The sequence below is a fragment of the Microbispora oryzae genome, assembly GCF_017896165.1.
GTDB classification, from domain to species: Bacteria; Actinomycetota; Actinomycetes; order Streptosporangiales; family Streptosporangiaceae; genus Microbispora; species Microbispora oryzae.
Genome location: NZ_JAFCNB010000039.1, coordinates 1 through 25,630, shown reverse-complemented (window position 1 = coordinate 25,630; position 25,630 = coordinate 1). Strand labels below are relative to the sequence as shown.

At 66.8% G+C, this 25,630-nt stretch carries 19 protein-coding genes; 8 read left to right on the top strand and 11 right to left on the bottom strand.

From position 1 onward, the window contains the following. Window positions 1-167: 167 nt before the first annotated feature. The 4 genes from JOL79_RS33160 to JOL79_RS33145 all read left to right on the top strand — a co-directional run bounded on the left by JOL79_RS33160 (window position 168) and on the right by JOL79_RS33145 (window position 5,020). Complete coding sequence (locus JOL79_RS33160) at window positions 168-1,250, top strand: DUF4192 domain-containing protein (RefSeq protein ID WP_210159892.1); 1,083 nt, start codon at window positions 168-170, stop codon at window positions 1,248-1,250. Between the two features lie 3 nt (window positions 1,251-1,253). Continuing rightward, window positions 1,254-2,750, top strand: a complete 1,497-nt coding sequence (locus JOL79_RS33155; protein ID WP_210159891.1) for a YifB family Mg chelatase-like AAA ATPase — start codon at window positions 1,254-1,256, stop codon at window positions 2,748-2,750. Between the two features lie 547 nt (window positions 2,751-3,297). After that, window positions 3,298-3,858, top strand: coding sequence for a hypothetical protein (locus JOL79_RS33150; protein ID WP_210159890.1), 561 nt, complete (start codon window positions 3,298-3,300; stop codon window positions 3,856-3,858). 133 nt (window positions 3,859-3,991) lie between these two features. After that, window positions 3,992-5,020 (top strand): DUF932 domain-containing protein, encoded by a 1,029-nt coding sequence (locus JOL79_RS33145; RefSeq protein WP_210159889.1) that lies wholly within the window; start codon window positions 3,992-3,994, stop codon window positions 5,018-5,020. A gap of 126 nt (window positions 5,021-5,146) precedes the next feature. Here the strand turns inward: JOL79_RS33145 and JOL79_RS35255 are convergent, their stop codons facing one another. The 3 genes from JOL79_RS35255 to JOL79_RS33135 form a co-directional block, all read right to left on the bottom strand. Continuing rightward, entirely contained in the window at window positions 5,147-5,275 is a 129-nt protein-coding gene (locus tag JOL79_RS35255; RefSeq protein ID WP_269143995.1) for a hypothetical protein, read from the bottom strand. 80 nt (window positions 5,276-5,355) lie between these two features. After that, window positions 5,356-6,333, bottom strand: coding sequence for an SCO7613 C-terminal domain-containing membrane protein (locus tag JOL79_RS33140; protein WP_210159888.1), 978 nt, complete (start codon window positions 6,331-6,333; stop codon window positions 5,356-5,358). 11 nt (window positions 6,334-6,344) lie between these two features. Next, window positions 6,345-7,736: a hypothetical protein gene (locus tag JOL79_RS33135; protein ID WP_210159887.1), complete on the bottom strand. Its 1,392-nt coding sequence runs from the start codon at window positions 7,734-7,736 to the stop codon at window positions 6,345-6,347. A gap of 431 nt (window positions 7,737-8,167) precedes the next feature. Between JOL79_RS33135 and JOL79_RS33130 the strand changes: the two genes are divergently transcribed. After that, window positions 8,168-8,650 (top strand): hypothetical protein, encoded by a 483-nt coding sequence (locus JOL79_RS33130; RefSeq protein ID WP_210159886.1) that lies wholly within the window; start codon window positions 8,168-8,170, stop codon window positions 8,648-8,650. Window positions 8,651-8,771: 121 nt separating this feature from the next. On the opposite strand, the gene JOL79_RS33125 is transcribed toward JOL79_RS33130, so the two are convergent. Beyond that, window positions 8,772-9,290 (bottom strand): prepilin peptidase, encoded by a 519-nt coding sequence (locus JOL79_RS33125; protein ID WP_210159885.1) that lies wholly within the window; start codon window positions 9,288-9,290, stop codon window positions 8,772-8,774. A gap of 248 nt (window positions 9,291-9,538) precedes the next feature. On the opposite strand from JOL79_RS33125, the gene JOL79_RS33120 reads away from it, so the two are divergent. The 3 genes from JOL79_RS33120 (at window position 9,539) to JOL79_RS33110 (ending at window position 15,220) form a co-directional block, all read left to right on the top strand. Further along, on the top strand, window positions 9,539-9,844 hold the full coding sequence (locus JOL79_RS33120; RefSeq protein WP_210159884.1) for a Tn3 family transposase: 306 nt from the start codon (window positions 9,539-9,541) through the stop codon (window positions 9,842-9,844). A gap of 1,176 nt (window positions 9,845-11,020) precedes the next feature. Beyond that, a complete protein-coding gene (locus JOL79_RS33115) occupies window positions 11,021-14,686 on the top strand; it encodes a DNRLRE domain-containing protein (protein WP_210159883.1) in 3,666 nt (1,221 codons plus the stop codon). A gap of 123 nt (window positions 14,687-14,809) precedes the next feature. Then, a complete protein-coding gene (locus JOL79_RS33110; protein WP_210159882.1) occupies window positions 14,810-15,220 on the top strand; it encodes a hypothetical protein in 411 nt (136 codons plus the stop codon). Between the two features lie 172 nt (window positions 15,221-15,392). Here JOL79_RS33110 and JOL79_RS34780 read toward each other — a convergent pair whose 3' ends face one another. The 7 genes from JOL79_RS34780 to JOL79_RS34765 all read right to left on the bottom strand — a co-directional run bounded on the left by JOL79_RS34780 (window position 15,393) and on the right by JOL79_RS34765 (window position 25,502). Next, a complete protein-coding gene (locus JOL79_RS34780; RefSeq protein ID WP_230985947.1) occupies window positions 15,393-16,649 on the bottom strand; it encodes a C40 family peptidase in 1,257 nt (418 codons plus the stop codon). Further along, complete coding sequence (locus JOL79_RS33100) at window positions 16,646-17,476, bottom strand: replication-relaxation family protein (RefSeq protein WP_230985946.1); 831 nt, start codon at window positions 17,474-17,476, stop codon at window positions 16,646-16,648. Before JOL79_RS33100 ends, JOL79_RS34780 begins: the two co-directional genes overlap by 4 nt. Beyond that, window positions 17,473-19,860 (bottom strand): type IV secretory system conjugative DNA transfer family protein, encoded by a 2,388-nt coding sequence (locus tag JOL79_RS35715; protein WP_210159881.1) that lies wholly within the window; start codon window positions 19,858-19,860, stop codon window positions 17,473-17,475. The genes JOL79_RS33100 and JOL79_RS35715 overlap by 4 nt, the downstream gene beginning before the upstream one ends. Then, window positions 19,857-21,608 carry a VirB4 family type IV secretion system protein gene (locus JOL79_RS33090; RefSeq protein WP_307848863.1) on the bottom strand — a complete coding sequence of 584 codons (1,752 nt, stop codon included), beginning with the start codon at window positions 21,606-21,608 and terminating at the stop codon, window positions 19,857-19,859. Before JOL79_RS33090 ends, JOL79_RS35715 begins: the two co-directional genes overlap by 4 nt. Then, complete coding sequence (locus JOL79_RS34770; RefSeq protein ID WP_230985945.1) at window positions 21,605-22,540, bottom strand: PrgI family protein; 936 nt, start codon at window positions 22,538-22,540, stop codon at window positions 21,605-21,607. The genes JOL79_RS33090 and JOL79_RS34770 overlap by 4 nt, the downstream gene beginning before the upstream one ends. After that, window positions 22,537-24,144, bottom strand: coding sequence for a conjugal transfer protein TrbL family protein (locus JOL79_RS33085; protein ID WP_210159879.1), 1,608 nt, complete (start codon window positions 24,142-24,144; stop codon window positions 22,537-22,539). Before JOL79_RS33085 ends, JOL79_RS34770 begins: the two co-directional genes overlap by 4 nt. Before the next feature lie 158 nt (window positions 24,145-24,302). Then, the gene (locus JOL79_RS34765; RefSeq protein WP_230985944.1) at window positions 24,303-25,502 is read right to left on the bottom strand and encodes a hypothetical protein; all 1,200 of its coding nucleotides are present in this window, start codon (window positions 25,500-25,502) and stop codon (window positions 24,303-24,305) included. Window positions 25,503-25,630 lie beyond the last annotated feature (128 nt).

Sequence of the window (25,630 nt, the reverse complement as noted above, 5' to 3'; positions counted from 1 at the left end):
CTGGTCCGCGCCGGGGCGACCTTCATCAACGGCAAGCTCGTCGAGCGGCCCGAGGAATCACCGGCTATCGAGGACCCGTCGATAGCCGCTTAAAAGATCCCGATCCACAGGTATTGACGATTGCTCGCTGACCGCGCCGGGGGTTTCTTCATTTCAGGAGGATGCTCATGACCTCTGGTCTGGATCACACCGTACGGCTGAGCCGTCCGGCGGACTTCATCGCGATCGTGCCCTACATGCTGGGATTCCACCCGGCGCGCAGCATCGTCGCGATGGCGTTCGAACCCGCCGCCGACCCTGACAGCACCGCCCGAGGGCTGCGGTTCAGCATGCGTTTTGACCTGCCGGACAACTCCGAGGACACTCCCGACCTGGCCCGGCGCTTCGCCGAGTTGCTCACCCGCAACGGCACTGAGCGGACGATCCTCATCGGCTACGGGCCCGGCTGGCACGTCACACCCGTGATGGACGCCATACGCGGCTCACTGTCGGACGCGGGGATCGACACGATCGACGCACTAAGGGTCGAGGACGGCCGCTACTGGTCGTACACATGCCCCGATCCCGACTGCTGCTCACCCGACGGCGTCCCGTACGACGCGGGAACCAACCCGGCCGCCGCGGCGGCGGTGTTCGCCGGATACGTCGCCCGGCCCGACCGCCCAGCACTCACGGCCATGCTCGCCCCGGTGGGCGGCCAGGACCGGGAACAGGTGCGGGGCGCCACACGGGAGGCCTGTGCTCAGGCGCGGAGCCTGCTCGCGGCTGGGGGCGATCACGACTGGTATCACGAGGGCCTTGCACAGGTCGCCGCCGCGCTGGACCGCACCCAGGCCGGACAGGACCTGTCCGCCGACGAGGTCGCCTGGCTCGGCGTGCGGCTCACCGCGATCTTCGTCCGCGACGCGGCCATGACCTTGATCGGCCGATACGACGACGACACCCACATCAGGCTGTGGACCCAACTCACCCGCAGGGTGGAACCCACGTTTGCCGCCCCTCCCGCCGCGCTGCTGGCGTTCCTCGCACTGCGCACCGGAGACGGGCCGCTGGCGCGCGTCGCCGTGGAACGGGCGCTGTCGGTCGATCCCCGCTACAGCCTGGCGCACCTGATCCGCACCGCCCTGGACTGCGGTCTACCGCCGGAGACCGTCTGCGGCATGGACTTCGCGGGCATGGCCGACGAGATCGCCGACAAGGCCGCCCAGCGCCCGGACCTTGCGCAGCCGGTGCTGCCGGTGGGGTGGTGAGGCATGGGTCACGCCTCAACCCGGTCGGTCGCCTTGATCGGCTTGTCCGCCCATGTGGTCGACGTCGAGGCTGATGCCTCGCCCGGTGACGCAGAGTTGCATCTGGTCGGCCTGCCGGAGATGTCGGTCTGGCCTGCCCGCGCCAGGATCCGTGCCGCGATCCTCAACAGCGGAACCGCCTGGCCGGACATGAGAATCACAGTCAGCGTGACACCGATGATCCCGCCGATCTACGACGCAGCGGCCGATCTCGCGCTGGCTGTAGCGCTGCTGGCCGCCGCCGGTGCCATCCCGCCCGAACGGATCAACGGGCGGGTGTTCCTCGGCGAACTGGCCCTGGACGGCCAAATACGCCCCATCAGAGGCGTCCTGCCGATGGTGGCTGCCGCCGTCCGGGCCGGACTCAGCAGAGTCGTCGTCCCCGCCGAATGCGCGCGGGAGGCTGCGCAGGTGCCCGGCGCCGTAGTGATGCCCGTGACCCAGCTGGCCGACGTAATCGACCAGCTCCGCCACGGGGCCATCCGCGATCATCACGACCAGGAGCCCGATCCTGCGCCGTCATCGTCATTCGCCGTCGACCTGGCCGACGTGCGCGGGAACCAGGCGGCCCGCCGCGCATTGGAGGTCTGCGCGGCGGGCGGGCACCACCTGTTCCTGTCCGGCGACGGCCCGGCCACGATGCTCGCCGAACGCCTTCCGGGCATCCTGCCGCCGCTGACCGACGAGACTGCCCGGGAGGTCGCCGAAATCTACTCGCTGGCCGGACAATCCGACAGGGCGCTGGGGGCCACGCCGCCGCTGTCCGCGCCGCACCATTCCGAGACTCCTGCAGCGATCTTCGGCAGCGTGGCGGCCAACCGCCCCGGTGCGCTGTCGCTCGCCCACCGCGGCGTGCTGCATCTGGCCGACGCGCCGGAGTTCGCCCGCCCGGTCCTGGACGGCCTGTGCCGGCCGCTGGACAGCGGACAGGTCCACCTCGCAGGGCGAGGCCGGAGCGTCCGCTACCCGGCGCGGTTCACCCTGGTTCTCGATGCTCGCCCCTGCCCATGCCCTGCAGGGCGGGAAGAGTGTGCCTGCACACCGGAGGCGAGGCGCCGCTACCGGGCGCGCCTGGCCCTGCTCCTGCCGCGTGTCGCCGTACGCGCGCCTGTCGAGTGGGGGGATCGCGGGGCGCGGGCGGGTGAGCCGAGTGCCACGGTGGCCGCGCGGGTGCTCGCAGCGAGAGTGCGGGCGGCTCACCGGCTGGCCGACACACCGTGGCGGACCAACGCCGAGGTACCCGCACCGGACCTGCGGACTCGCTTTTTGGTCGCACCGGAGGCCGCCGAGTTGTTCCGATCGGCGGTCAACACCGGGCTCGTGACGGCCGACGGGCTGCCCCGGCTACTGCGCGTGGCCTGGACGCTGGCGGACCTGCGTGGTGCCGACCGCCCGCAGCTCGACGATGCGGCGGGTGCCCTGGAGTTGTGGAAGGGGGCAGATGGCGATGGAGCCAGGTGACCGCGTCCTGGTCCGGCCCTCCTTCCACCTCCCGGTGCGGCCGTGGTGGACGGAGTCTTATCAGTCTCCGTTTTACTACCCGGGCAGGGTGACCAAGGTCAACGAGCAGCGCGGACGCGCCCACGTGGAACTGGACGAGTCGCTCTATCCCACACCGTGGCAGGCCCGCGTCCAGGTTTTTCACATCAGTGACATCCACAGGTACGGCTGTCGCTGCCAGGAATGCGCCAAGCCAGGCCGAGACATCTACCGATTCCGCGCTGAGCAAGAACGTTTGCGCAACGAAGAGCAGCCATAAAGCCAACTTCGGACCGGCGGGCGCTGTCCCGTTTCAAAGCGCTCGCCGCATCCGTTACATCCGTGCCGTCGCTGCGGACCAGCGCGGGTGACGGTCTCGGTGGGCGGACGTTCGGGCCGTACCGTCGCCCGTATTTAGATGTGAGCTTCGATTGAAGCGATAAAGCTTGGTCGGCAATCTTAAATGCTTCCTGCAGTGCCAGATTGCCCGCTTTCAACTCGTCAACCAATTATTTGAAAGGAGTCCGGAGTGAACGAATGGGAAGTCGAGGAATTGGTGATCGAGGTCGCCGAGCATCTGGAGGGCTTCAGGCCCCTGGTGCGGCCCGGCCATCCGGCCTACCTCATGGGATCCGCCGGTGCCAGGCTCGTCGTGCATCCGATCTGGAACCAGCGGGGACGGATCAGGGTGCTCGGTGTCTATCCCGACGGCAGCAGGGGCACATGCCCTGACCTGCGACGGCATGAGGTCACGGTGACAGCGGCGCGAGGGGCGAAGTTCGTCGCGAAGAGGATCGAGCGCCGCCTACTGCCCGACTATCGACGGGACCTGATCACCTGCTTCGAGCGGTTGGCGCAGAGGGCAACCGAGAACGGCACACGGGCCGAGATCGTCGAAACTCTGGTGGAACTGCTGCCGGAGGCCTCGCTCACCGAGAAAGAGCGAGAGACTGTCGTCCGGTGGCGACTGGAGGCCGCGTCCGGCTCGTTCACCGTCCACGGCGACAGCACGAGCACGATCGAAATTCGCGCAGCCGACCGTGAACTGACCGAACGCGTGGCCTACGCCGTACAGCAGCGCTCCACATGAGCTCGCTCGAACTCCGGCACTCTCGCTGGAGAGTGCGGAAGATCCGGTAAGTCTCCTTACCAACTTCACCCACGCCATCGACGGCACCGGCCACGGCCGGTGCCTTTCTCATTTCCACCGAGGGGAGACAGACATGTCCAGGGAGTCTCTGGAGTGGCTGAACGCCAACACCTTGATTGGCTTCACCGAGAAGCGCGGTACGGCCTGGCACTACCGCGCGAGCATGCAGGCCGAGGAACCGAACCACTATCCAGGCCCGATCCCTGTGGACGACGTCAAGCGTCGGCTGTTCGGCTGGGATGCGCTGAGCAGTCCGGTCTACGTGGAAGACCCGCGCGGCGGGCTGGCCCAGGTGCCCGGACGTCAGGCCATCGTGCGCAGCGACAACGGCCATGTCATGGGCGTCTTCTCCGACGGGTACGAGCCACATCCTTACGTCGAGTGGCTGATCAACACCGTCTCCCGGCTTCTGGACGCCGATCTGTCGATCGGATCCGCCGGACTGCTCAAGGGGGGAGCGGTCGCCTGGGTGTCGGTCGAGGTGCCCGAGAACGTCGTCACGCCCGAAGGCGTCGAGTTCCGGCCCCACCTGTTCGGGGCGACCTCCTTTGACGGCTCGCTGGCCACGACGTTCAAGCGGGCGGTGACCAACATCGTCTGCGACAATACGATGGCCGCCGGCCTCGCGGAGCGTGGGCAGCAGGTGAAGATCAAGCACTCCCGGCACTCGAAGTTCCGGCTCGCCGAGGCCCGCGAGGCGCTGCACATCGTGTACGCACTGGCCGACGAGTTCTCGACGGCGGTACGCGACCTGTGCCGGGTCGAGGTCACCGAACGGCAATGGCATGCGTTCCTGGACGCCCACATACCGATGCCCGGTGAGCGAGGCCGCAGCCGCACCATGGCGGAGAACAAGCGAGACATCCTGGCCAAGCTCTGGAACCACGACCTACGGGTAGCCCCGTGGCGTGGTACGGGTTGGGGTGTGGTGCAGGCGGTGAACACGTTTACCCATCACGAGCAGAACGTACGCGGCGCCGAGCGAGCCGAACGCAACATGCTCCGCGCCGTGACCGGCGGCATCGACGAACTCGATCAAGGCACCCTGCTCACCCTGTCCAAGGTGCTCGGCGAGGCGTTGATCTCTTGCTTCCGTCCTTAATCCCGCGACGCTGTGTGCCCCTCGGGTGACCTGTACGGCTCACCCTTGCTCGGGGTCTCACCGGAATACGGTGGAGACGGGCCTCGGGGTGGCGTAGTTGCTGGTCAGCGTGGTGCGAGTGCTGCCCTAGAGGCGCTGAAGCGGCCGGTTCCGAGGGGTACGGGTGGCCTCGGTGACGCTGACGTCGTCGTCGACCAGGTGGCGCGGCGCGGCCAGCTCGGCGGGGCCGACCGCACGGAAGCGTCGCCAGGACACTGGCCCGAGATCGTCGCCGGGAAGGCCCGCCAGTCGGCTGGCGGTGCTACGCCTGGCCCGGCGGCCATCCCGCGGTGTCGCTATCGCAGACCTCGGAATCCGTCACGCATCCGGCGGAGGCCCCTCAGCCGGGCCTCGTAGGTAGCCCCGATCAGGACCAGCGCCACGCCTCCCGCCGCCACCGGGACCCAGCGAGGCACAGCCGTCACGAGCTGCGCGATCCATGGCGCGAGCTCGTGCACGGCGACCGCGGCCAGCGTGAACCCACCGAGCGCTTCGGGTGCCTGGAGCCGTGATCTCGCACCGAGTATCAGGACCACGAACGACGCGACTCCCAGTGTCAAAGGGCGGATCCAGCCCCCGAGCTGCGCATAGACCGCCAGGAGGCTCGGCAGGAAGGAGAAGGACAGGCCCGCGCCGTAGGCCAGCCACGACGATGACTCTCGTGCCCGCCTCCAGCCGATCGCGAGCAGCACCAGGGAGAACGGCACCGTGTAGGCCTCCACCAGCTCGACCCGCTCCGCCAGGAGCCGAGTCCAGCCGGCCAAGAGCAGAAAGGCGGTTCCGACGTACCCGGCCACCCGCCCGTCCGGCCGTAGAGCCGTACCGCTCGCCAGGACGCCGGCCACAGCGCAGGCCAGGCTGAACATCGGCAGATCCACCGCCAGAAGCAGACCGGCCGACCCGAGCGCGTATCCCGTGATCTCCACCGCCACCCGCGGTCCCGCCTTGATTAGCGCCGCGACGATCATGGCTACGCCGGCGACTCCGAGGAGAACGAAGGTGACGAATCGCGGCTGAAGGTCGGCGGCGCCCCACAGCGCGACCGCTTCACCACCGATTAGCAGCGTCGCCATAGCGGCGGCCCCGGTGCGTACGGCCGGCGTACGGGCGACGGGGGCAGTCACTGCGGCCGTGACGGCGAGGACCCCCAGCACGACCAACGTGGCCGGCTCGGACACGAGCGCCCACGCGCATACCTCCAGCGCCGCCGCGAGCGCCAGAATGCTCACCAAGGCGGTCCTGGCCGAGATCGCGGCGAGACCGACAGCCAGCACCAGTTGTACGGCTATCGCCGCCGGGTACGCATGCCGAGCGCGACAGGGCAGACGGCCACGGTCATCGAGGCGAAAGCCGGCGCGACGACGATCAGCATATGAAGCCGGGCGCGCGAAGCGGCGCCGTCCGTCCTGCCATGCCGCACGACGAAGAGCGCGAGGACCGCACAGGCGAGTGCGAGCGTCGCGAGCACGACCAGGTCGGGCGGCCCGGCGACCGACTGCGCACCCAGTGCTTCACGGACTCCCGTCGTCCCGATGCCGCTCCAGACCCCGCCCCAGTCCAGTGGCCCAGCCAATGCGTTGATCACCGGCACTGCCACCGGCGTCGAGAGCAGAGCGGTCGCGATCGCAGCCGTCCCAGTGGCCGTGACCGCCGCCTCGACGACCGCCGCCCTGAGCGGGGCCGCCTTGACTGCTGAAGCCGTACGGGAGGCCAGAACGGCGAGCATGGTCACGGCCAGCCCGGCGAGAGGCGCGGGCGTGACCGCCCAAGGGCTCTCCAGAACCACGCGCGTGGGGACCGTGAGTGCCGCGATCAGTGCGATCGCCGAAAACGCGGTGAGCGCTACCGACCACGGCCTCGTTGCGCGAACGGCGATGACCAGCCCTGCCACCACGGCGACGATCAGCGCACCGGACAGCGGCCAGGCACTACGCGCTTCGTACGTTTCCAGCGACTCCGCGAGCCCGATCGCCACGCCGAGCGACCACGTGCACCCGAAGCAGACAGCCGCCATTCTCCGTCGCCCGGCCAGCCAGGCCGCCGCGTCGGCGCAAGCGGTGGCGAGCAAGGCCGCGACGAGCCAGAACGCGCCCTTGTCGAACGCCAGCACCGCGAGCGGAAGCTGCACCAGCCCGACAGCCACAGGGATCGGCGACCTGAGCCGGGCAAGCCGACCATAGGCCGCGAAGGCCACAGCGACGACCCCGATGAGTCCGGCCGTGTAAGGCTGAGGACGAATCGCGTCGAGACCAGTCAGCCCGGCTTGCCGGGCGGCGTAGCCGTCGAGGAGCAGCAGCGCTAGGCCGAGCATGGCCAGGGTTTCCGCCGTCGCGGCCAGGCCACGTCGCCGTAACGGGATCGGGGCCGCGAGGACGAGCCCGGTCAACCCGAGCAGAATGGCCGCCCGCCCCGCGATGCCGAGGTGCCCCCAGCTCACCGCCGTGAACACGATGGCGGAGACGACCAGCAGGAGCCCGCCGAGTGCCAGCAGCAGGTTCTGCACTGCTTTCACCGACAGATCCCTCGGCCGTCCGAGGCTGGGCGCCGGTGACGACACGACCCCGGAGTAGTCCTCGGCCTGGTCGGTCCCGGTAGGGGCGGCCCGCAACGCCGCGACAAGCTCGTTGCGCCTGGCCGTCAGCTGCGCCTCACGGGTCCTGAGGTCGGCGAGCGCCATGTCGACCCGCCATAGTTCGCCGGCGACAGCGCCTTGCAGCGGCAGCGCGCAGGCCGGGCAGGTCGCGTGGGGACCGGTGAGAGGCTCACCGCAGTCGGGACAACAAGGATGTGCACCGGGTTGCATTCCAGCAGAATCCCGCACCCTGATCATCGCCGCCATGCGCCGTACTACTCAGTTACTCATAGGTAGGTGACACCATCGCGTCGCTCCCGTGGTCAGCGCGCGTGGTGGGCGGCTGGGCCGGCGGAGCCAGGTTGAGGATCCAGTAGGAGGTGAAGCAGGTACCGGCTGCACCTTGCCGCGTCGCCACTGGCGACGCGGCAAGCGTGGGCCACGCGGCAAGCGTGGACGGTGATTGAAGGGCTGATAGGGCCGAGCGAGCCATAAGGTGTTGGCGGCGGTCTGCGTATACCGAGAGGAGGGACGGGGTGAACGCTGAGACGGCGAACCTGCTCTTCGACGTGGTTGAGCGGTTGGAGAAGAGCATCGTCGCTCGCGACTGCCCCGCGGTCGTGATACTGGACGGGGAGCGCCGTCTCATCCTCAGTGACTACGACTACCTGCGTGATCGGGAAACCGCCGTGTCCTTCGAGCACAGAGCCGCCGCGAAGGCAGGCGAGATCGACGCGAAGCGCTGGGTTCTCGCGGTGCCGCAGGTCTGGATCTTCGAACCTCCGAGCACCGTGGCTACGCGCGCGGTCTCGAATCACCCTCTGCGCGAGGGAGAGCAGGAGGCGATCACGTGGATGAGCTTCGATCGTGATGACGGCGTCGACTACGGCCGGGTGGCCTATGCGCGCCGCCCCAGTGGTGAACCGGTCTTCGAAGAGCCGGAGATGTTCGAGGTCGGCGTACGGCCGAGGGAGATCATGCCGGGGTTCACGCTTCTGCGGGAACTCCTCAACGAGTAGCGGGGCCGCCCCCGAAAGAGAACGGCCCCTGACCGGTTTCACTTCCTTCGCCAAAAGAGAAGGTGAGATCGGCCATGTCCAGCCTACGGCCCCAGCGTCGGCGGTGGAGAGCATTCGGCGATCACGCCGCGAGGACAGCCACAAGGCAGCCGGCGAACATGAACGGTCCATACGGTACGAGGGTGGATGCAGAGCCCTTCCGACTGATCAGCATGGTCACCGCGTATAGCGCCGCCAGGATGAGCCCCGCGCCGATGCCGACGACCCAGGCGTGTACGCCGATGGTCCCGAGGATCCCGCCGACGAGGCCGGACGCCTTGACGTCCCCCGGCCCGAGTGCGGTGTTCATCCGGCGGAAGCACCAGTAGAGCGAGAAGGCGCCCATGGCGCCGAGGACCAGGCCCACGGTGACCCCTCCGTCCCTGCTCACTATCCCGCCGACGGCCACGAGCGCCAGGAGGACGACGTACGAGGGCAGCGTGAGCGCGTCCGGCAGTCGTCGCGTCCGCAAATCGATCAGGCTGAGCGCCAGTCCAGCAGCGGCCATGTAGAGGTATGCGAGGAGAAGCGGAGCAAGACCGATCCGCCAGCCGAGCGGCCCGAACACCGCCGCAGTGGTGATCTCGGTTGCGTACGGCATGCCTTTTTGAGAAGCGAAGTGATCGGCGATGGTCCGGACGGCTCGTCCGGTGAGGAGACCGACGGCGGCAGCTCCCAGCGCAACGCCGATCGTCGACACGAAGTCCCCCACTCAACGGTGCTCGCATGGACGCTCTGTCCGCACAGAGAGAGCAAAGAATAGCCATGAGTGATCAGTCATGGTCAAGCCATTTGGTTGTAGCTCGTTTTTGAGGACTGGTCGACCTGGGACGGCAAGGGCTGATCGCCGTGGGCGCGATCGTCTCTTTCCTTGCGGTGCAGAGGCTGGCACGCGACCGGGACCTGCAGCAGGAGATCCAGGAATGCCTGAACGTGGTGAAGCCATGGAACCGAGCCACTGCAGCGATCTGCTACTACAAAGGCGGGGAGATCTCCACCAGTCGGCGCGAGAAAGCCGAGATGGCCGCTCTGTGCCTATGTATCCGGTGGGCCATGCTGGTTCACGGGAATGCGCTAACGCTGCAGAACATGCTGGCCGAACCGGAGGGGCGCGACTGCTCACGTCGGGGTCATGAAGCGTCGAGAACTCCATGATCACTGACGCGATTCTCACCCGCTCCACTTGCCGCCGAACATGCCGCTCACCCCACAGATCCCAAATCAGGGGCACCGCCCGCCGACTACGCAATCGCCCTGCCTGCCGAGCCCTTTCGGTTGTGACATGAGTCACAACCCGCTCTTGCGGTGACCTGCCTAGATGCATCCAACCTGGGTGAATACAGGTCATACCCGAACCAGCCGACCTCTTTGTGACTTGACGTGACGACTCTGCCACGAGATAGATCTTGCGTCAGCGAGGGCCGGGCGTTTGACTTATGTCAACTTTATGGCATGTAAGACCTCAAATGGTCCGGAGACTCGCAGCCCTGAAAACGCAGCGGCGAAAATTTCGCACGCTATAGCCGGACTCCTGGAGGGGGGTACGACGCCCACTTACCGGCTAAGCCTGTCAGTGTGCGAAACTATTGCGCTTCATTCTCTGTACGCCTATGGGCCGGGATAGCGCTACGTCCAATCGCGGCCCAGCTGCAAGCTCTGCGAAACGCCCCCGCCATGTCTACTTTACCCATCCCTCAAGAAATTTATCAACACAATCTGCAATGACAGAATTATGCGACCCCACTGATAGCTGTCGACACAGAAAGATGCAGCGTGAATCATATTCCTCAGAAACGCCGGAGACGTCGCCTCGTACACAATCCAACCACGATATTGGCAGTTGCTGCGCTGACAGGTTCAATTATCACTGCCTCCCCCAGCGCAACTGCTAACGCCGAACCCGGGCCTAAAGCGGAACCCGCGTCCTCCACACCGGCTAGGGACCGCGGGGCTTTCACGGTTACAGACCCGGCAGTAGAGGATGCAAAAAGGACGGCCCGTGACACTGGTCAGAGAGTTGAGGTACCTTCACTCTTCGGCGAGAACTCCAAGGTATGGGCCAACCCGGACGGCAAGACCTTACATGCAGAGCTGCATGCGGGTCCGATTCAGATCAAGAGCACGGATCGGGACGGGACCGTCCACTGGGATCCCATAGATACCAGCATCATCTCTCATGACGGGAGGCTAGAAGCACGACGGGTGAAGACTCCCTTGCAATTTGGGGGTAAAGGGTCGACATCGCTTGTAACAGCCAGAACCAGCCGGGGATTTGCCGGTTTCCGCTGGGGAGCCCGCCTACCCGAGCCATCGATCGCAGGCAATGGAGCTGTGTACCGTGACGCGGTAGCGAAGGGCGTCGACTTGGCGGTGCGCGCCGAAGCAAATGGTTTCACTCAGGATATTATTCTTCGCGATCGGCCAAAAGGCCCACTTACGGTCAAGCTGCCAATGCTACTGCCGCGCGGCATCCATTATGCCAGTCGCAAAGACGGTAGACAGCAGCTTGTTTCCGAAGCTGGGAAGGCAGAGGCTACTCCAGTCACGGTGCAGGCCGTTGATGCGCTTGCCGAGCAATCGCCCGACGCCGGCAAGATCGGCACCGTTATGGCGAACATCCAGAAAAGCGGCGGGACCACGACGCTGACGCTGCAGCCAGACGCCGACTTTCTAGCCGATCCCGCTGTAACTTATCCAGTTACAATGTCAGTCGCCAGTGAGTACGTAGGCGCGGGACTGACCGACGATGCCTGGGTCAACAAAAACAACCCGGATCTCAACCATCTCACCGATACGTGGCTGCGTGCCGGCACCACACAGACGAGTGCCGATATCGCGAGAATCTATCTTCATTATAATGTCACCGGCACTGAAACACTCGCTGGAGCGGTCATCCGCGATGCCAATCTAATGCTATGGAACTACCGATCTGGTGCTCCCGCAGGAAGCACCAAGAACTGCGGTTCGGAGGTCGGTTCTGGTACTGTCGCCAGGAAGCTGACCTCTAGCTGGGATCCGGCTACCCTGTCATGGACCCACCAGCCCACATGGACGACATCCGGCCAGTACGGCAACAAAGCGGCCTACAGCGATACTGCAGGATGCCAAACTGGCGAACTCCTCTATTCGATCGAGCAAATCGTCCAATCCTGGGCGGACGGCGAGCCGGACTATGGGATCGTGCTCATGGCGGCTAGTGAGAGTACGATCATCAACTGGCGGCAGTTCCGCTCTCAAGAGGGAGGTACGCATGATCGGCAGATGCCCGATCATGAGCCGATCCTTTTCATCGAGTACGAGCCTCCCGTCAAGGTGCGGACGATGTTTAATCGAGCTGATGACGGCACCGATGTAACGTATGAAGAAGCAGTGGCACTATCGGATGCAACCACAACCCCACCTGTGGTCCCGAACATCGACCCAGCTGCCGATGACGCCGAGCAGGAGGCATCGACAGTCGGATCCGAAAGCAATTTGATCGAGGTTGGGGCGCCAGAGGGAGTAACCCCGGAGGAAATAGCTGCGGTAAATCAAATAAACGGCTTAGATCCGAGTTTGCAACCTGACGGTTGCTTGGCAGGACGTTGGACGTTCGACGAGGGTACGGGAAACATCGCAGGCGACTCCTCAGGCTACGCGGACTCCGCCACTCTGGAAGGTTCGTCGACTTGGGGCGTCGGCCATTCAGGTCAGGCATTATTCAGCGCGGGAGCTCCAAACCACGCCCAAACCCTGGATCCGGTCATGCAGACCAGCCACAGTTTCAGCGTCTCCGCCTGGCTCAAATTAACTGATCTACAGAAACCCTTCGAGGTTGTCCAGCAGCGCGGCGTGAACAGGGCACCCTTCTTCCTGGGTGGTAGTCCAGAGTACGGACTCAGTTTCCGTATGTACGCCTCGGACTCAACTGACGCGGTCGCCGCTGGTGTCGAGTCGGGCGTTCAACCGCCGGCGAACCAGTGGTTCCACATCGCTGCTGTTTATGATGCAGACGCCGGAAAAGTCCTACTATATCTCAATGGTCAACTGATCGGGTCGGAGGCTGTCGCGGCCGTGTGGAACAGCGACGGTCCAATGACGATCGGCACCGACATCGATGGTGCCATCGATGAGGTTAGAGTTTATAGCTACGCGTTGTCTGCCGAGGACGCGACCGCGCTCAAATCCGATCAAGATCCGTCGTCCTGCACATCAACGTCTCCGTCTCCGTCTCCGTCTCCGTCTCCGTCTCCGTCTCCGTCTCCGTCTCCGTCTACAGGTACCTTGACCATTCCGGCTCAGGTCGACGGATGGATCTGCGACGATGACTGCGCTGATTTCACAGGCGAAAGTATGTATGCCGGGGTCTATTCGCCGTTTCCCTCCTTGGCTTTCAAAGAGCGGACATACCTGCAGTTCGATACGTCAGCGCTGGCAGGGAAGACCGTAACGAGCGCTGAGCTACAGCTTTTCGGGGTTGACGATGGCTACGGCTGCGGGTCCGGCATCAACGCCGAGCGCATCACAGGAAGCTGGGATCCGGCCACGTTGGGCTGGGGTAACCAGCCGGCCGCAACGAGCACCGGAGCAGTGACGGCAACGGATCCGGGAACCTGCGACGATCAAGCCCGCTTATGGACATGGCCGATCACTTCGATAGCCCAGGCTTGGGCGGCAGGCAGCCCCAACTATGGCGTCAGGCTCCGTGCATCCAATGAGTCGGGCACGACCTACGACCGTGCATGGGAAACCACCGAAGCAGGTAGTCATCCTCCTGTCCTGGTTGTGAAGTACCAAACACCGTCTCAGACCCTCACCCCACAGCAAAGGTCGCTGGGGCGGAGCTCGGGAGAGCAGCTCACCCTCCAACGGCCAGCCACCACTGCGGCTGACCCTCCCGTCTCGGTCCCCCTAGGTAAGGCCGATCCTGCTCGATGGACGTGGGAGTTGTGTGAAGCCTGGCCTAACGTCGCCCCGAAGTTCAGCGCATGGGTGAGCCGGTTCTCCGGTTGCATGAACAGTACTGGCTATGCCATGGAATGGGCCGTGAACTCCAGCGGCGCGCGGCTCATCGGCTACCTCATCTATGACGCACAAGCCATTGCCGACACTAACCAGAACGATCGAGAATTTAGCATTTGGACTCAGACTAAAATTAAGCGTGCATGGGGAACGCTGCTGGCAGCCCCTCTTACTGTGGGCGTCGCATACAAGGGCGCTCCCGATCCGAACCGCTGCCAAATCAAGGGGTTGCCTTCCAGGACGCTCCCACCAGTCGAGTGGAAGCTGTATCCGAGGACTACCTTCGAGTTTAACTCCGACAACACCTCAGGGCTCACAGGCGAGAAGATCACTAGGTGTACGATTCACCTTGGTTGGTCGGTGAAGTTCCCTGACGGGCAGACGATGTACAATGCACTGAAAGAGGACAAAGCGGACGAAAATCTCAAAGTGAGATGTGATAATGCGGACTACATTCAGCATTATGTCAATGGCGGGTGCGTATTCATTCACGCCATTCGCCTCCGGGTGTCGAACAATGACATCGACCCGGTGACCGGGCGCGGCTGGCCCGAACAAGCTACGCATGTCTGGGAGGCACTCACCAAACCGCAGGACACGATACCAAAACCTGGAGGTCGCCTCTTCGAAGAATATGCTGGGGAAACCAAGACGAGCATTCCTGGCGGCCCAGGAGGAAGAAAATTGCATTGGCTGGCTGATGGAGACGCAGCAGCTGAGCAACGGAGGTTCTCCATCCGCGTATGCAGGAACCAGATAAGTAGAACCTGGACTGGCACGCGAAAGGCGAATAACCCCGATACTGAAGCGGTTGCTTGCGATGAATATCCCTTCGCCTCAACCAAGGAAGGGTCGCTGCGGGCCGATCCAAAGTACGCCTTCTCTGTCAAGCTCATCAACGCCTATGATAATTGGGCGTTCGGGGTGAGGCTCGGATGGTGGTACGAAAACAACCGGATTCTTCGTCGCGACGGTTTCTCGATCACCGCGAACTGATCAACCCAGACCCTGCCCCTGATTCAAACCGGGGGCAGGGTCTCCCCTGCAATTGAAAGTGAAGTAGTAGCCATGAGACGCGTGAGCAAGTCCCTTCGAGTGCCCGTCATCTACCATACGTTCATGCTGGCGGACTCCGACGGGCTGGGCGTCGTACCGGCACAAGACCTGACGCCTCTGCCGGCTAGGTTCACTGCAGCGTCACCGAACATCGTAGTGATTATGAGCAACTTCGATACACACAGCGCCGAGGTAGTCATCGAGGCTTGGGACGAACCGCCACCGCTTGACTCGGAGGAAAATGTAGATGCTGAGGAAGATATCGTAAATCTTTCATCCGGTATCCTCAGCGCTGCGTCCCCCGCAGGCGGCCCAGCTTCCGCAACTATCGATCTGGGGCAGTCAGCGACGACCTGGAACCTCCGCGTGTATCGACACGATCTGTATCCCGACCTGGATCCCTGCGATGAATCGCTGGACGACGTCGATAATCTAGAGCGGTTTTTGATTCAATTTTGGCCGACTCGCAAATGATGGGGCCGGAACGGATGCCATTCTCGGGGTGAATGCTCGCTCACATGTTCCCGGCAATAATCGTCCGCATAACCGTGCCGCGGTGGCGTTCGTCCCCCAATCGTCCAGACCTCTCGCCGCCTCCGCTGCGCTGTACCCGAACCGGAGGGACTGGTCGGCCACCCCAGTACCGCTAAGACGGTCGTACGGCCCCGGCGTAATCGCTGCGGGACATCGGGGCGATTTGTACGTGGCTGCCTGTGTGCGGGGCGTGGACCATCTTTCCCTTGCCGATGTAGAGGCCCACATGGTGGATCGTGTCGGGGTTTCGGGGATTGTTCGCGAAGAAGACCAGGTCGCCCGGCTGGAGCTGGGAGCGGTCGACGTGCTTGCCCGAGTGCCACTGGGGGCCGGTGGAAGAGCCGATGCTGACTCCTGCCTTGCTCCATGCGTACTCGGTGAGGCCGCTGCAGTCGAAGCCCTTGGTCCCGGCCCCGCGGCCGGTGCCGAAGCTCGGCCCGCCCGGCCCGCCGCCACCCCAGGAGTAGGGCACGCCGATCATGCGTAGCGCGGCTCTGACCGCGATCGCACCTCGCCCGGACGGGAGCACGGCCGGTACGTCTCCGTCGTAGGGGTCGCCTAGCTTGGATTTCAGCTCCTTGCAGAGCTGTCCTGCCACCGTGGTCACGATGTCGTCGGCGCGCTTCCTGATCTCGTCCGGGTCGGGTCGCTCGCCTGAGTCCTGGCCGCCCAGGTCGGCCGCGATGCTTGCTACGAGTTCGTCACGTGGAATGCCCAGCCCGGCTGCGGTTTGCATACTGACCCGTGTGTCGTCGCTCGTGGCCATGTTTACGGCCGCTCGCCCGGACGATCCGCCCTTCCACAGCAGGGCGACCAGTGCCTTGGCGCGTGGTTCGTGCTTGGCGTAGGCGTCGCGCAGATCCTCGCGGGGGCGCTGGACGAGTGCTGCCGCCTGGGTCAGCGGCATGTGCTCCCAGCCGGGGATCTCGACCAGGCGGTTATAGAAGGAGCGAGCTGCGTGGGAGGGGTCGGTGACCTGTTGCTTCGTCCCCCAGCCCTGGGACGGCTGCTGCTGGAACAGTCCGTACGAGCCGTTGCCGGTCCTTAAATTGGTAAGACCGCTTTCCTGGATCGCGGTGCCGAGGGCGATCTCGGCGGCTCGCTTGGGCAGACCCAGCTTGGCGGCGACGTTCACGATCTCCCGGGCGTTCGCGATCTGCTGCGTGGAGAGCCCGAAGCGGGCGACGGGCACCCGCCGTACCGCGTCAGGTGGGGCGGCGTAGGCGCAGATCGCAGTTCGGAGCTTGGCCGTGTCGGCAGCGGTGAAGGCGTACTTGGCTCCGCCGCCTATGGCGGCGATGACGACGACCCCGCACACCAGGCAACCGCCCGTCGCGATGAATTTGCCGACCCCAAGCTCTGCGATCAAGCGCGCCTCTGCTGGCCGAAGTGCCGTGCAAGTTCGGCGAGGCGCAGCCGCCCGTCCGTACGATTGCCCGGAAGCCAGACGGCGTCGTGCGGTTCCTGGCCCTCGACGGCGGTGGCGACGGGTACCGACACGATGGAGCTGCGGGCGCGCAGCCGCTCATGCAGGTTGGCCTCACGCCGCGCGCCACTGGTCAGGAACAGCACCGGGGTGTCGATGCCGCTGGCGGCGGCCAGAGAGGCGTACCCGCCGAGTTTCGCGGCGACGCGATCGAGGGTTTCGGTGCCGGTGTCGTATTCGAGGAAGAAGTCCAGGGTGAGGCCGTTGTCGGTCCATCGGCCGTAGGCGTCGGGCCGCACATGTTTGCCCCACATGGCCTTGCACCGCGCCTCTGTCCACCAGGCGTCCAGCCTGCACTCGTCCGAACGGCGGGCGTGGCCGGACAGGGCGGCGAAAACGCCGTTCACGCCGATGGTGTGCGCGAGGCGCTGGCTGTAGGCGATGGACAGGGCCTGGCCGCGTCGGTAGCCGAACTCCGACAGGGTGACGCCGTCTTCCAGGGCCAGTACGGCGGCGCCAGCCTCGCCCAGGACGTAGTGCCAGGGCGCGGAGCCGAGCGGTGGCCGGGGGCGGAAGCGGTCGAGTGCGCCGAGGCGGTTCAGCTTGACCAGGCGGTGACGGCCGGTGTGGTCGTTGTCGAACGCCGCCTGGAGGAGTTGGTGGGTGGTCAGGACCTCGTGGGTCCAGACCATGCGGAGCAGGCGCCGGTCGTGGCCGCTGAGCCGCATGACGAGCGAGTCGAGGACACGCGGTGTGTAGTGCTGGTTCATTCGTCTCCTTTTGGCTGGGTGCGGGGGTCTCCTTCCGGCAGGGGGTCACTCGCTGCGGGGCGCCGGCCGTGGGCTCGGGCGGCAGCGAGCCGTACGCGTGCGGCGAGGTCGGAATCGGGCTCGGGTAGCGGCCGGGTGCGCAAGGTGAAGGGCGGGGTTTCCGCGGAGCGCACCACGAGCCGGGCGGCGGCCTGGAAGGCGCCGAGATTGGCCAGGTCGTGCCTGGTCAGGTATGGGCTGAAGTGGTGCTCGACTTCGCGGGCGTCCTCGGGTGAGAGCGAGAAGTAGACCTTGTGGCGGGCGTCCGAGCTGATCGCCTGGCACAGGTCGCGGGGGAGCTGGGCCAGGTGCTGGTGAGCGAGCACCATCGACAGCCGGTACGCGCGGGCCTCGGCGAGCATGTCCGACAGGGCGTGCGGGAGGTTCAGGAAGTTCTGCGTCTCGTCCACGTACAGCGCGGACGGCGCGCGGCTGCGGCCGAGCCGGGCGCGGTGGGAGGCGGCCTGCCAGACCTGGGCCAGTAGAAGGGAGCCGAGCAGCCGGGCGGTGTCGTCGCCGAGAACGCCTTTGGGCAGCCGGGCGAGCAGGATCTTGCCGTCCAGGACGTCGCCGACGTCGAAGGTGGACCGGGCCGAGCCAAGGATGTCCCGGACGAACGGGCGAAGCAGGAACGCCCGCAGCTTGTTCATGATGGGCGCGGTGACGTGTGCCTGGGCCTGCTCGGACAGGTGCTCGTACCAGTTCCAGAACCCCAGCAGGAACGGATCGTCGAGCCGTTCGGTGAGGTCCTTGCGGTAGAGGGGATCGGTGAGTAGCGCGGGGATGTCGGCCAGGGTCCCGCCGTTGCGGGACAGGGTGAGGGCGCAACCGCGCAGGATGTCGTCGCTGCGCGGGCCCCAGGAGTCGGCGTAGATCTTGTGGAAGATGCCGACGAGGTTGTCCGCGAGGGTTTCCCGGTCCGGGCCGCTCAGCACGTTGAGCGCCGGCCGGGGATGGCGGTCGTCCGGGTCGATAAGAGCCAGACGCTCGCCCGTTTCTTCGGGGATGAGGCCGAGCAGGTCGGTGACCAGGTCGCCCTTGGCGTCGACGACGGCGACGCCGTGGCCGGCCTGGATGTCGGACAGGATCATCTGGGCCAGAAGCGTACTTTTGCCGGTGCCGTTCGGGCCGAGGACGTGCACGTGGTGGAAAGAGTCGGCAACGCGCAGCGCGACCGGCCGCACGTGCCCGGCGTCGCAGAAGCCGAGCACCTTGCCCTTCGCGGCGACCTGCGGCGCGGGCGGCACCGACCTGGCGCCGGCACGACTCAGACCCGGTACGGCGGCATCCAGCGGAAGGTGTGCCAGAGCGGCGATCTCGGGTACCGACAGCAGGAACCCGCGCCGGAGCATCCGCGAGGCCACCCGCTCGGCGGCCAGGGCGAGCCGGTGCCGTTCCAGCCGGTTGTGCCCGGCGAACAGGGCGAACGACGAAGCGATCGCGTGCGCCCGGCCCCGGATGGCGCTGCGCCGGGCCTCGCGGGCCTGCTTGCGGTCGCGCTCGTCCCCCGATGTGGGGTCGTCTGCCTGTACGGCGTAGCGGATCGCGACCTCGTACCGGGGACGTTGAGCCTTGTCGCGGATGGCCCGTGCTTCGGCCGATTCCTCCAGCCGGGCGACGCGATTGGTCAGATGCACGGGATGAAGCCGGGGGTGCATCGGGCCGGGCGTGACGAAGTCGAGGGTCGATTTGACCAGCCCGGCGGGGCCGCCGCTGATGACCTGGGCGAGGCGGCGGCCGGTGGCGGGGCGGGCGAGGATCTGCACCACTGCGTGCTGCCAGGTGGGCATGCCCACGGCGGCTCCAAGCAGGGCGCGGAGCGGGTCGTGGTCGTGGGAGTGGCGGATCGGCAGCAGCTCGCTCCGGGCGATCACCAGGTGCCCGCCGGTCGCCTGCCCGGTCAGCGGGACCGGCGGGGCCGCCTCCACGACCGCCGTGCGCGCCGACGGCCAGGCCGACTCGATCGCGTGCTCCACCAGGTGCTGCGGGACGGTGCCCGGAACCCACAGCCGGATCCGTACGCCGCCGACGCCGAAGACGTACTCGAAGGCCAGGTGCGGCTGACCGAACAGGGCACGCTTCCAGGCCGGGCGCAGCAGCCCCATCAGGTTGGTCCACAGCGCCTCCGACCCCGCCATGTCCGCCACGGGAGGCGCGAGGATCTCCACACACCGTGCCCCTTTTGTCGCGGCGCGGTGGCGCAGCCGTACGACCAGGGCGTTGAGTAGTTCAAGCACGATCGCGGCGGCCGAGAGTCCGAAGGTGAGCTGCCAGACGTTGGCATTCACCCAACCCAGCAACCAGCCGAGGAAGGCGTCCGGATTGTAGAGAAGGTCGTTGATCACAGGTCGTCCTCCGCGTATTCGGCGAGTTCTTGAGGGGAGGAGGTGACGAGGCGGTGTTCCTGCTCGCTGGACAACACCTGGAAGGCGACCCGGGAGGCGCCGGAGTCGGCGGCCAGAAGCCCGAAACCGCGGTCGGCCGACAGCAGGAGCTGGCGTTCGCCATCGGACAGGCGGAATGCCTCGGCGACTCTGTCGATCGCCTGGGGTGCCTGGCGGAGCAGGATCTGGGTGGCGGAGTTGGCGATGATCGCCTGACCGATGTCGGAATCGAGCAGGTCGGCGGCGTCCTGGGTGACCACCGACAGCCCGGCCCAGTGCTTGCGGGCGCTTTTGGCCATCCGCAGCAGGAACTTCGCACCCTCCGGGTCACGCATGAGCAGCCACGCCTCGTCGACCACAACGAGACGAGGGCGGCGATTGCCCGGGTCGGAGACACGCCGCCACACCGCATCCAGGGTCAGCAGCGTGCCGACCGCCTTGAGCTCGTCCGGCAGATCCCGCAAGGAGAACACGATGAGGTGGGAGTCGGGCCGCGTGGTGGTGTGGCCGTCGAAAAGCCGGCGGTGGCTTCCGGTGACGTACGGCGCGAGCCCGGCGGCCAGTTCCCTGGCCTTGGGGTCGTCGTCGGCGGCCAACGCGTCGGCAAGGTCGCGCATGAGCGGCGGGCGGCGTTTCCAGGTCCGCCGGTCGAAGGTGATCCCGGCGCCCTTGTAGGCGGCGATGATGGCGCGGTCGAGTGCCGCCTTGCTGGCCTTGTCGAGCGGTTCACCGAGTATGACCGCGACCAGGGTGTGCAGGAACAGCGAGCGCCGGGTGAGAGCGTCGCCCTCCCGCTGGTCAGGAGGCGGCAGGTCGAAGGGGTTGAGCCGGACGTTCGCCGCACCGAGCTGCAGGTACGCGCCGCCGACGGCCGCGCACAGGCGGGCGTATTCGTCTTCGGGGTCGATGACGGCGACCTCAACCCCGGTGTAGAGCGAGCGCAGTGCTTCCAGCTTGGCCAGGTAGGACTTCCCACCGCCGGAACAGCCCAGGATGGTCGAGTTGTGGTTGGGCTGGGCGAACCGGTCCCAGGCCACTAGGGAGGAGCTGGCCGCGTTCGCGCCGTACAGAACCGTGGTGGGTCCGAGGTCGGTGGTCAGGTCGGGACTGGTGAAGGGGAAGGCCGCGGCGAGAGCCGGGGTGTCGAAGGTGCGGCGCATCTGCAGGTTGTCGTACGCCACGGGCAGCGCCGACACCCAGCCCTGGAGTTGCCGGAAGGTCACCACACGCGCGTCCAGCAGGAGGGAGGCGGCCAGGGCCCGGACCTGGGCGCAGGCGTCCTCCAACTCCTCGGCCGTGGTGGCGTGGACGGTGAGGTAGATCGAGGTGCGGAACAGCTTGGCCTGGCCGCGCGCGATCCGGGAGGCCAGCTCCTGGGCGTCTTCGGCGGCGACCTCCGCGCCGGGGTCGATGAGCCGGCCGTGCTGCTGGTCGCTGCGCAAGCCGGATTCCAGCCGGGCGAGCTGTTTGCGGAGCCGGTCGGAGGCGACCAGGGACGGTACCGGGTCGACGTGGAAGGACACATCCAGCCGCCCCGGGTAGGTGAGCAGGGGTTCCAGCCAGCCGGGTGTGACCTCGCGCGGGTAGCCGGTGACGGCGAGCGTCGCGCAGTGGTTGTCGCTGACCTGCAGTTGCCGGGGCCGGACTTCGACCGCGTCGGGGCCGAATCCATGCCCAAGTCGTGAGTTACGGCGCGAACTGAGTTTCACCAGTTTTCTCCCCTCGTGATGACCTGATCCGGGGCCGCCATCTGGGCGGCGGGCAGCGGCGGCGCCGCAGGGTCGAAGCAGGCGGTCAGCAGGCGGGAGGCTGCCGCCTCGTCCAGGAGCCGTACGGTCAGCCCGCATGCGGACAGCAGCCGGGATGCCTCTTCCAATCGCCGTAGGGCACGGGCCGCCGCGGCCTCCCGCGCCTTACCTGCCGAGGACTCGCGCACGATCAGGAGGACCTGGCGGTGCAGCAGGTCATGCCGCTCGGCGAGGCCGGCGAGGAAGTAGGCGTGCTGGAGCGCGGCAGCCGACAGTGCCGGGTGTGGGAGTTGGCGGGCGTTGTGCTCGAGGGAGGTGATCGTCTCGGCGAGGTCGATCCGTTCGGCGCGTACGAGGATCTGGACCGGACCCGAAAGCGAGTTGAGCCAGCGCCCGAACACCGCGACCAGCGCGTCCTGCTCTTCGGGGGCTCGCAGGGCGAAGCTGACCGTGGACACCTCCGCGATGGCCGCGATGCCGTCCGGGCCGAGGTCGAGTAGCCCGTCCCCGGCCATCCCCTGAACGGGAAGGCGTAGCTGCGCGGGAGCGGGGCCGGGGCTGGCGCCGATCCAGGTGGGAAGCGGTGGCACCTCTTGGGAAGCGGAGACGAGGCGTTTGGGTGCGCGCAGGTGGCGGACGACGGCGAGTAGGTAGCGGTCGAGCGACAAACCGTCGTGCCGGGCGGTCGCGAGCAGGATCCCGGCCACCGCGATCGGCAGCGCCACCGCGGCGCAGACCACGAGCGGCACCCGGTCACCGACGAGCACGTACGCGGCGTAGAGCAGAGCGCCGGTGCCGACGAGGATGGCCACTTGGCGGGCGGTGAATCCGGCGACGATCTTGTCTTCCTGGTCCACATCGGCGGGGATGCGAACCGGCTGCACCCAGCTCATCGGCCCTCATCTCCTGTGGGGTTGGGGGGCGGAGTACGGTGATCGCCCGTGTCGCCCGGTCGTCCGGAGACGCCTTGCGAGGGGTAGACGGGAGGCCGGAACATGACCGGCGGGACCGGTGGGCGGGCAGGCCGTGAAGGGCTGTTCTGGGTGCGGAGCCGGTACATTTGGGCCAGCCCGGCCGGGCCGTTGGCGTAGTAGGTTTCGCGCGGGTGGCCGTACACCGGCGTCGTCGGGGGGACCGGACCGGACGGCCGCGGCGGCCTCCGGTACTTGCCCTGGATGGCAGGAGCGGACGGAGCGTGCTTGACCGGGGCGGCCTCCCAATCCGCCGGGTTCACCGGGCGGCGGGCGGTCACGGGCGCGTGCTTGGCAGGGCCGGGCCCACCTCGGGCCGCGGAGGCGGCGGTCCCGGTCAGGGCAGTCGCGCCGGCAGCGGCAGCCGTACCAGCAGGACCGGCGGCGAGCGCGGGCAGCGCTCGGCTGGCCATCGTTCTCCCGGCCATGGCGTGGGCGGCGGCCACGTGCCCGGCGACCCGAGGCGTGCTGCTCCGGCGTCCACCCGGGCGGAGGTGCAGGGCGGCCAGGACGGGCGAGGTGAGCTTGTAGGCCAGGGCATATTTGACCATCCGGCCGATCGTCGAGTGGCCGCCGACCCCGGTGAAGATCCGGCGGGAGATCCAGCCGGGGATGCGGATCAGGATGATCAGCAGGCACAGGGCGAGCACCAGGTTGACGAGCTGACCCGTTGGGACGATGCCGAGCAGTAGCCGGCCGTCCTGGTTGAAGAAGATTCGTACCGCCAGGACGAGCGTGAGCGATTGGGTGACCTGGATGAGCAGGAGCCCGGTGAAGGCTCGCCACCAGAACCGGGCCAGCCCCTCGGTGTAGGGCAGGGCCAGGCAGGCCAGCGCGAGCGGTGAGGCGACCGTCAGCAGCAGCACCAGCGCCGCCCGCATGACGAACGTGATCAGCAACAGCAGCAGCAGGACGACCGCGACCAGGGCGAGCAGGACGTAGAAGATCTGCTGCGAGGCGCCCGGCGCGATGATCAGCAGCTGGAGAGTGGTGGCGGCGCGGCGACCGTCGAAATCCTGCCCGAGCAGTGCCTTGGACAGGGCATTGGCGATCTCGATGACCTTCCCGCACAGCAGGAAGCTGGTATTGGAGGCCAGGACGGCGATGAACAGCCGGGGCAGGACCTCCTTGACCGCGTAGCGGGTCTGCACGGTCTGGTGGCCCATGGCGCTGATCGCGCCGACGGTCGCCAGCAGGACGAAGCCGGTGTTGGCGATCGCGGCGGTCGCCTTCCACAGGTCGAAGACCCGGCCGCTGCCGGAGACGTCTGGGGTGGCCAGCAGCGTCACCGCCAGCAGGTCCAGCAGCGGCTTGATCGCCAGGTACACCAGGCTCGCGAACCAGGAGTTGATCTGGCCAGTGATCCAGTCCCCGATACCGAAGCCGACCCCCGTCCCCTCCGGCACCGGCAGATCACCGGGAGCGGACGGGGACGGCCCAGGAACAGGGGAGGGCAGTGGAGTCGGCGTCGCGTGAGCCGAGGCCGCGGTGACGATCACGATGCCGCAGACACCGACAACCACCATGGCAGCGGCAATGGCAGGCGTTGCCGCCCGGGAGGCAGTCCCAACCCGTCGCCTTGCCGCGCGGCCGGCCGATGCGGCGTGCCGCGCAGGTGCGGCTGCCGCGTGCGGTCGGTCTCGGTCAGCTACGGCGGACTGTTCGTGACTCGGGGTCATGTGGTTCACCCCACGATGCGCTTGAGGATGCTCACGAACAGCGGGGCCAGGACGGCCAGCGCGTAGCCGAAGGCGGCGGCCTTCAACGCCGCCTTGGCCTTCTGGACCTCGCCGGGGTCGCCGCCCGCCACCAGGTAGCGCAGCCCGCCGAGGGTCAGCATCAGCGTGGCCAGCGTCGCCAGCAGGCCGATCAGCCAGTTCCGCAGGTTGGTGAAGACCGTGTTCAGGTCCGACGGAGCGGCGATGACCGACGAGGCCAGGGCGCTGGTCGCCCCGGCGGCAACGAACGGCACCGCGCCGGCCAGCATCGGCAGGACGCGGAAACCGATTACTCGTGCCGCCCGCTGCCGCAACCTGCCGTACGGCAGCACATTCCAGCAGCGAGTGGCCGGGGCGGTGCCGCGAGTGGCAGAAGGCTGGGGACGGGAGGAAATCCGCGCGGAGTCAGGGGTGGTGTCCCTGCCTCCCTTCGGGTCGGTTGCGGTTGCTGCATCCGGAGTTCCCTGGCTCCGCGCGGAAGCCGTAGGCGCTTCCTCATTCACTGAGGAAGCGGGGGGAGGGGGAGTGGCGGGAGACGGTTGCCGTAGCGGCATGCCGCCCAGCCGGGTCAGGAGGATCAGTTCGGCGTCCTGCTCGCTGAGCACGCCGAGGGCCATCGAGTCGGCCAGCACCAGTTCGGGACAGGGCTGCGGCCGTTGGCGGGGAGGGGACTCCTCCGGTAGTTGCCGCCGCTCGGCAGTCGAGACGATGTGCCGTACGGCGCGCTCGCCCGCGCACCGGGCTGCCTGGCACAGTCGGGCGCGTACGTCCGTGGTGTCCAGGTCCATGCGGCGCAGGGCACGCAGGTAGCCGCCCAGGATCTCGGAGTCGACGTCGGCTGGGTCCCCGTAGGGAAGGTCACGGGTGAGCGTCGCGGCGATCATTCGCAGGGTGGGCATCGCCATGCCGACGGCGGCGACCGTCCACGCACCTTTGCGCACCCGTGCCCGCGTGACCAGCTCCCGCCAGACGGCGTCACGCGTCTCGTCGCTGAGGTGCCGGCTGGTGAGCAGCATCCGCAGCTCCGCGAGGTTCACCTCGCCTCTGGGGAGTGCGGGGGCGAGCGTGGTGCAGTTCAGGGACAGCGCGCCCGGCCCTGTAGTCAGCAGCCGGAATGAGGTCTCCGCGGTGTCCAGCGGGGAACCGGTGACAGGGTCGGTGCTCATTCCCTCTCTGCCAGAGTTTGTTGAGACAGATGTGACTAGGATTCATCTGTGTTGATGAGGGTGAGTAAGGATCTCAACGAATCATGAGCAGGATGCTGGTCGGCTCTCCGGTGCCGACGATCGTCCAT

Excerpts from the sequence above, each read along its gene's own strand:
- JOL79_RS33145 (WP_210159889.1), top strand. The coding sequence starts at position 3,992 with ATGTCCAGGGAGTCTCTGGAGTGGCTGAACGCCAACACCTTGATTGGC.
- JOL79_RS34765 (WP_230985944.1), bottom strand. The coding sequence starts at position 25,502 with ATGAGCACCGACCCTGTCACCGGTTCCCCGCTGGACACCGCGGAGACC.
- JOL79_RS33155 (WP_210159891.1), top strand. The coding sequence starts at position 1,254 with ATGGGTCACGCCTCAACCCGGTCGGTCGCCTTGATCGGCTTGTCCGCC.
- JOL79_RS34770 (WP_230985945.1), bottom strand. The coding sequence starts at position 22,540 with ATGAGCTGGGTGCAGCCGGTTCGCATCCCCGCCGATGTGGACCAGGAA.
- JOL79_RS33125 (WP_210159885.1), bottom strand. The coding sequence starts at position 9,290 with ATGCCGTACGCAACCGAGATCACCACTGCGGCGGTGTTCGGGCCGCTC.
- JOL79_RS33160 (WP_210159892.1), top strand. The coding sequence starts at position 168 with ATGACCTCTGGTCTGGATCACACCGTACGGCTGAGCCGTCCGGCGGAC.
- JOL79_RS33110 (WP_210159882.1), top strand. The coding sequence starts at position 14,810 with ATGCTGGCGGACTCCGACGGGCTGGGCGTCGTACCGGCACAAGACCTG.
- JOL79_RS33100 (WP_230985946.1), bottom strand. The coding sequence starts at position 17,476 with ATGAACCAGCACTACACACCGCGTGTCCTCGACTCGCTCGTCATGCGG.
- JOL79_RS33135 (WP_210159887.1), bottom strand. The coding sequence starts at position 7,736 with ATGGCGCTCGCCGACCTCAGGACCCGTGAGGCGCAGCTGACGGCCAGG.
- JOL79_RS33085 (WP_210159879.1), bottom strand. The coding sequence starts at position 24,144 with ATGGTGGTTGTCGGTGTCTGCGGCATCGTGATCGTCACCGCGGCCTCG.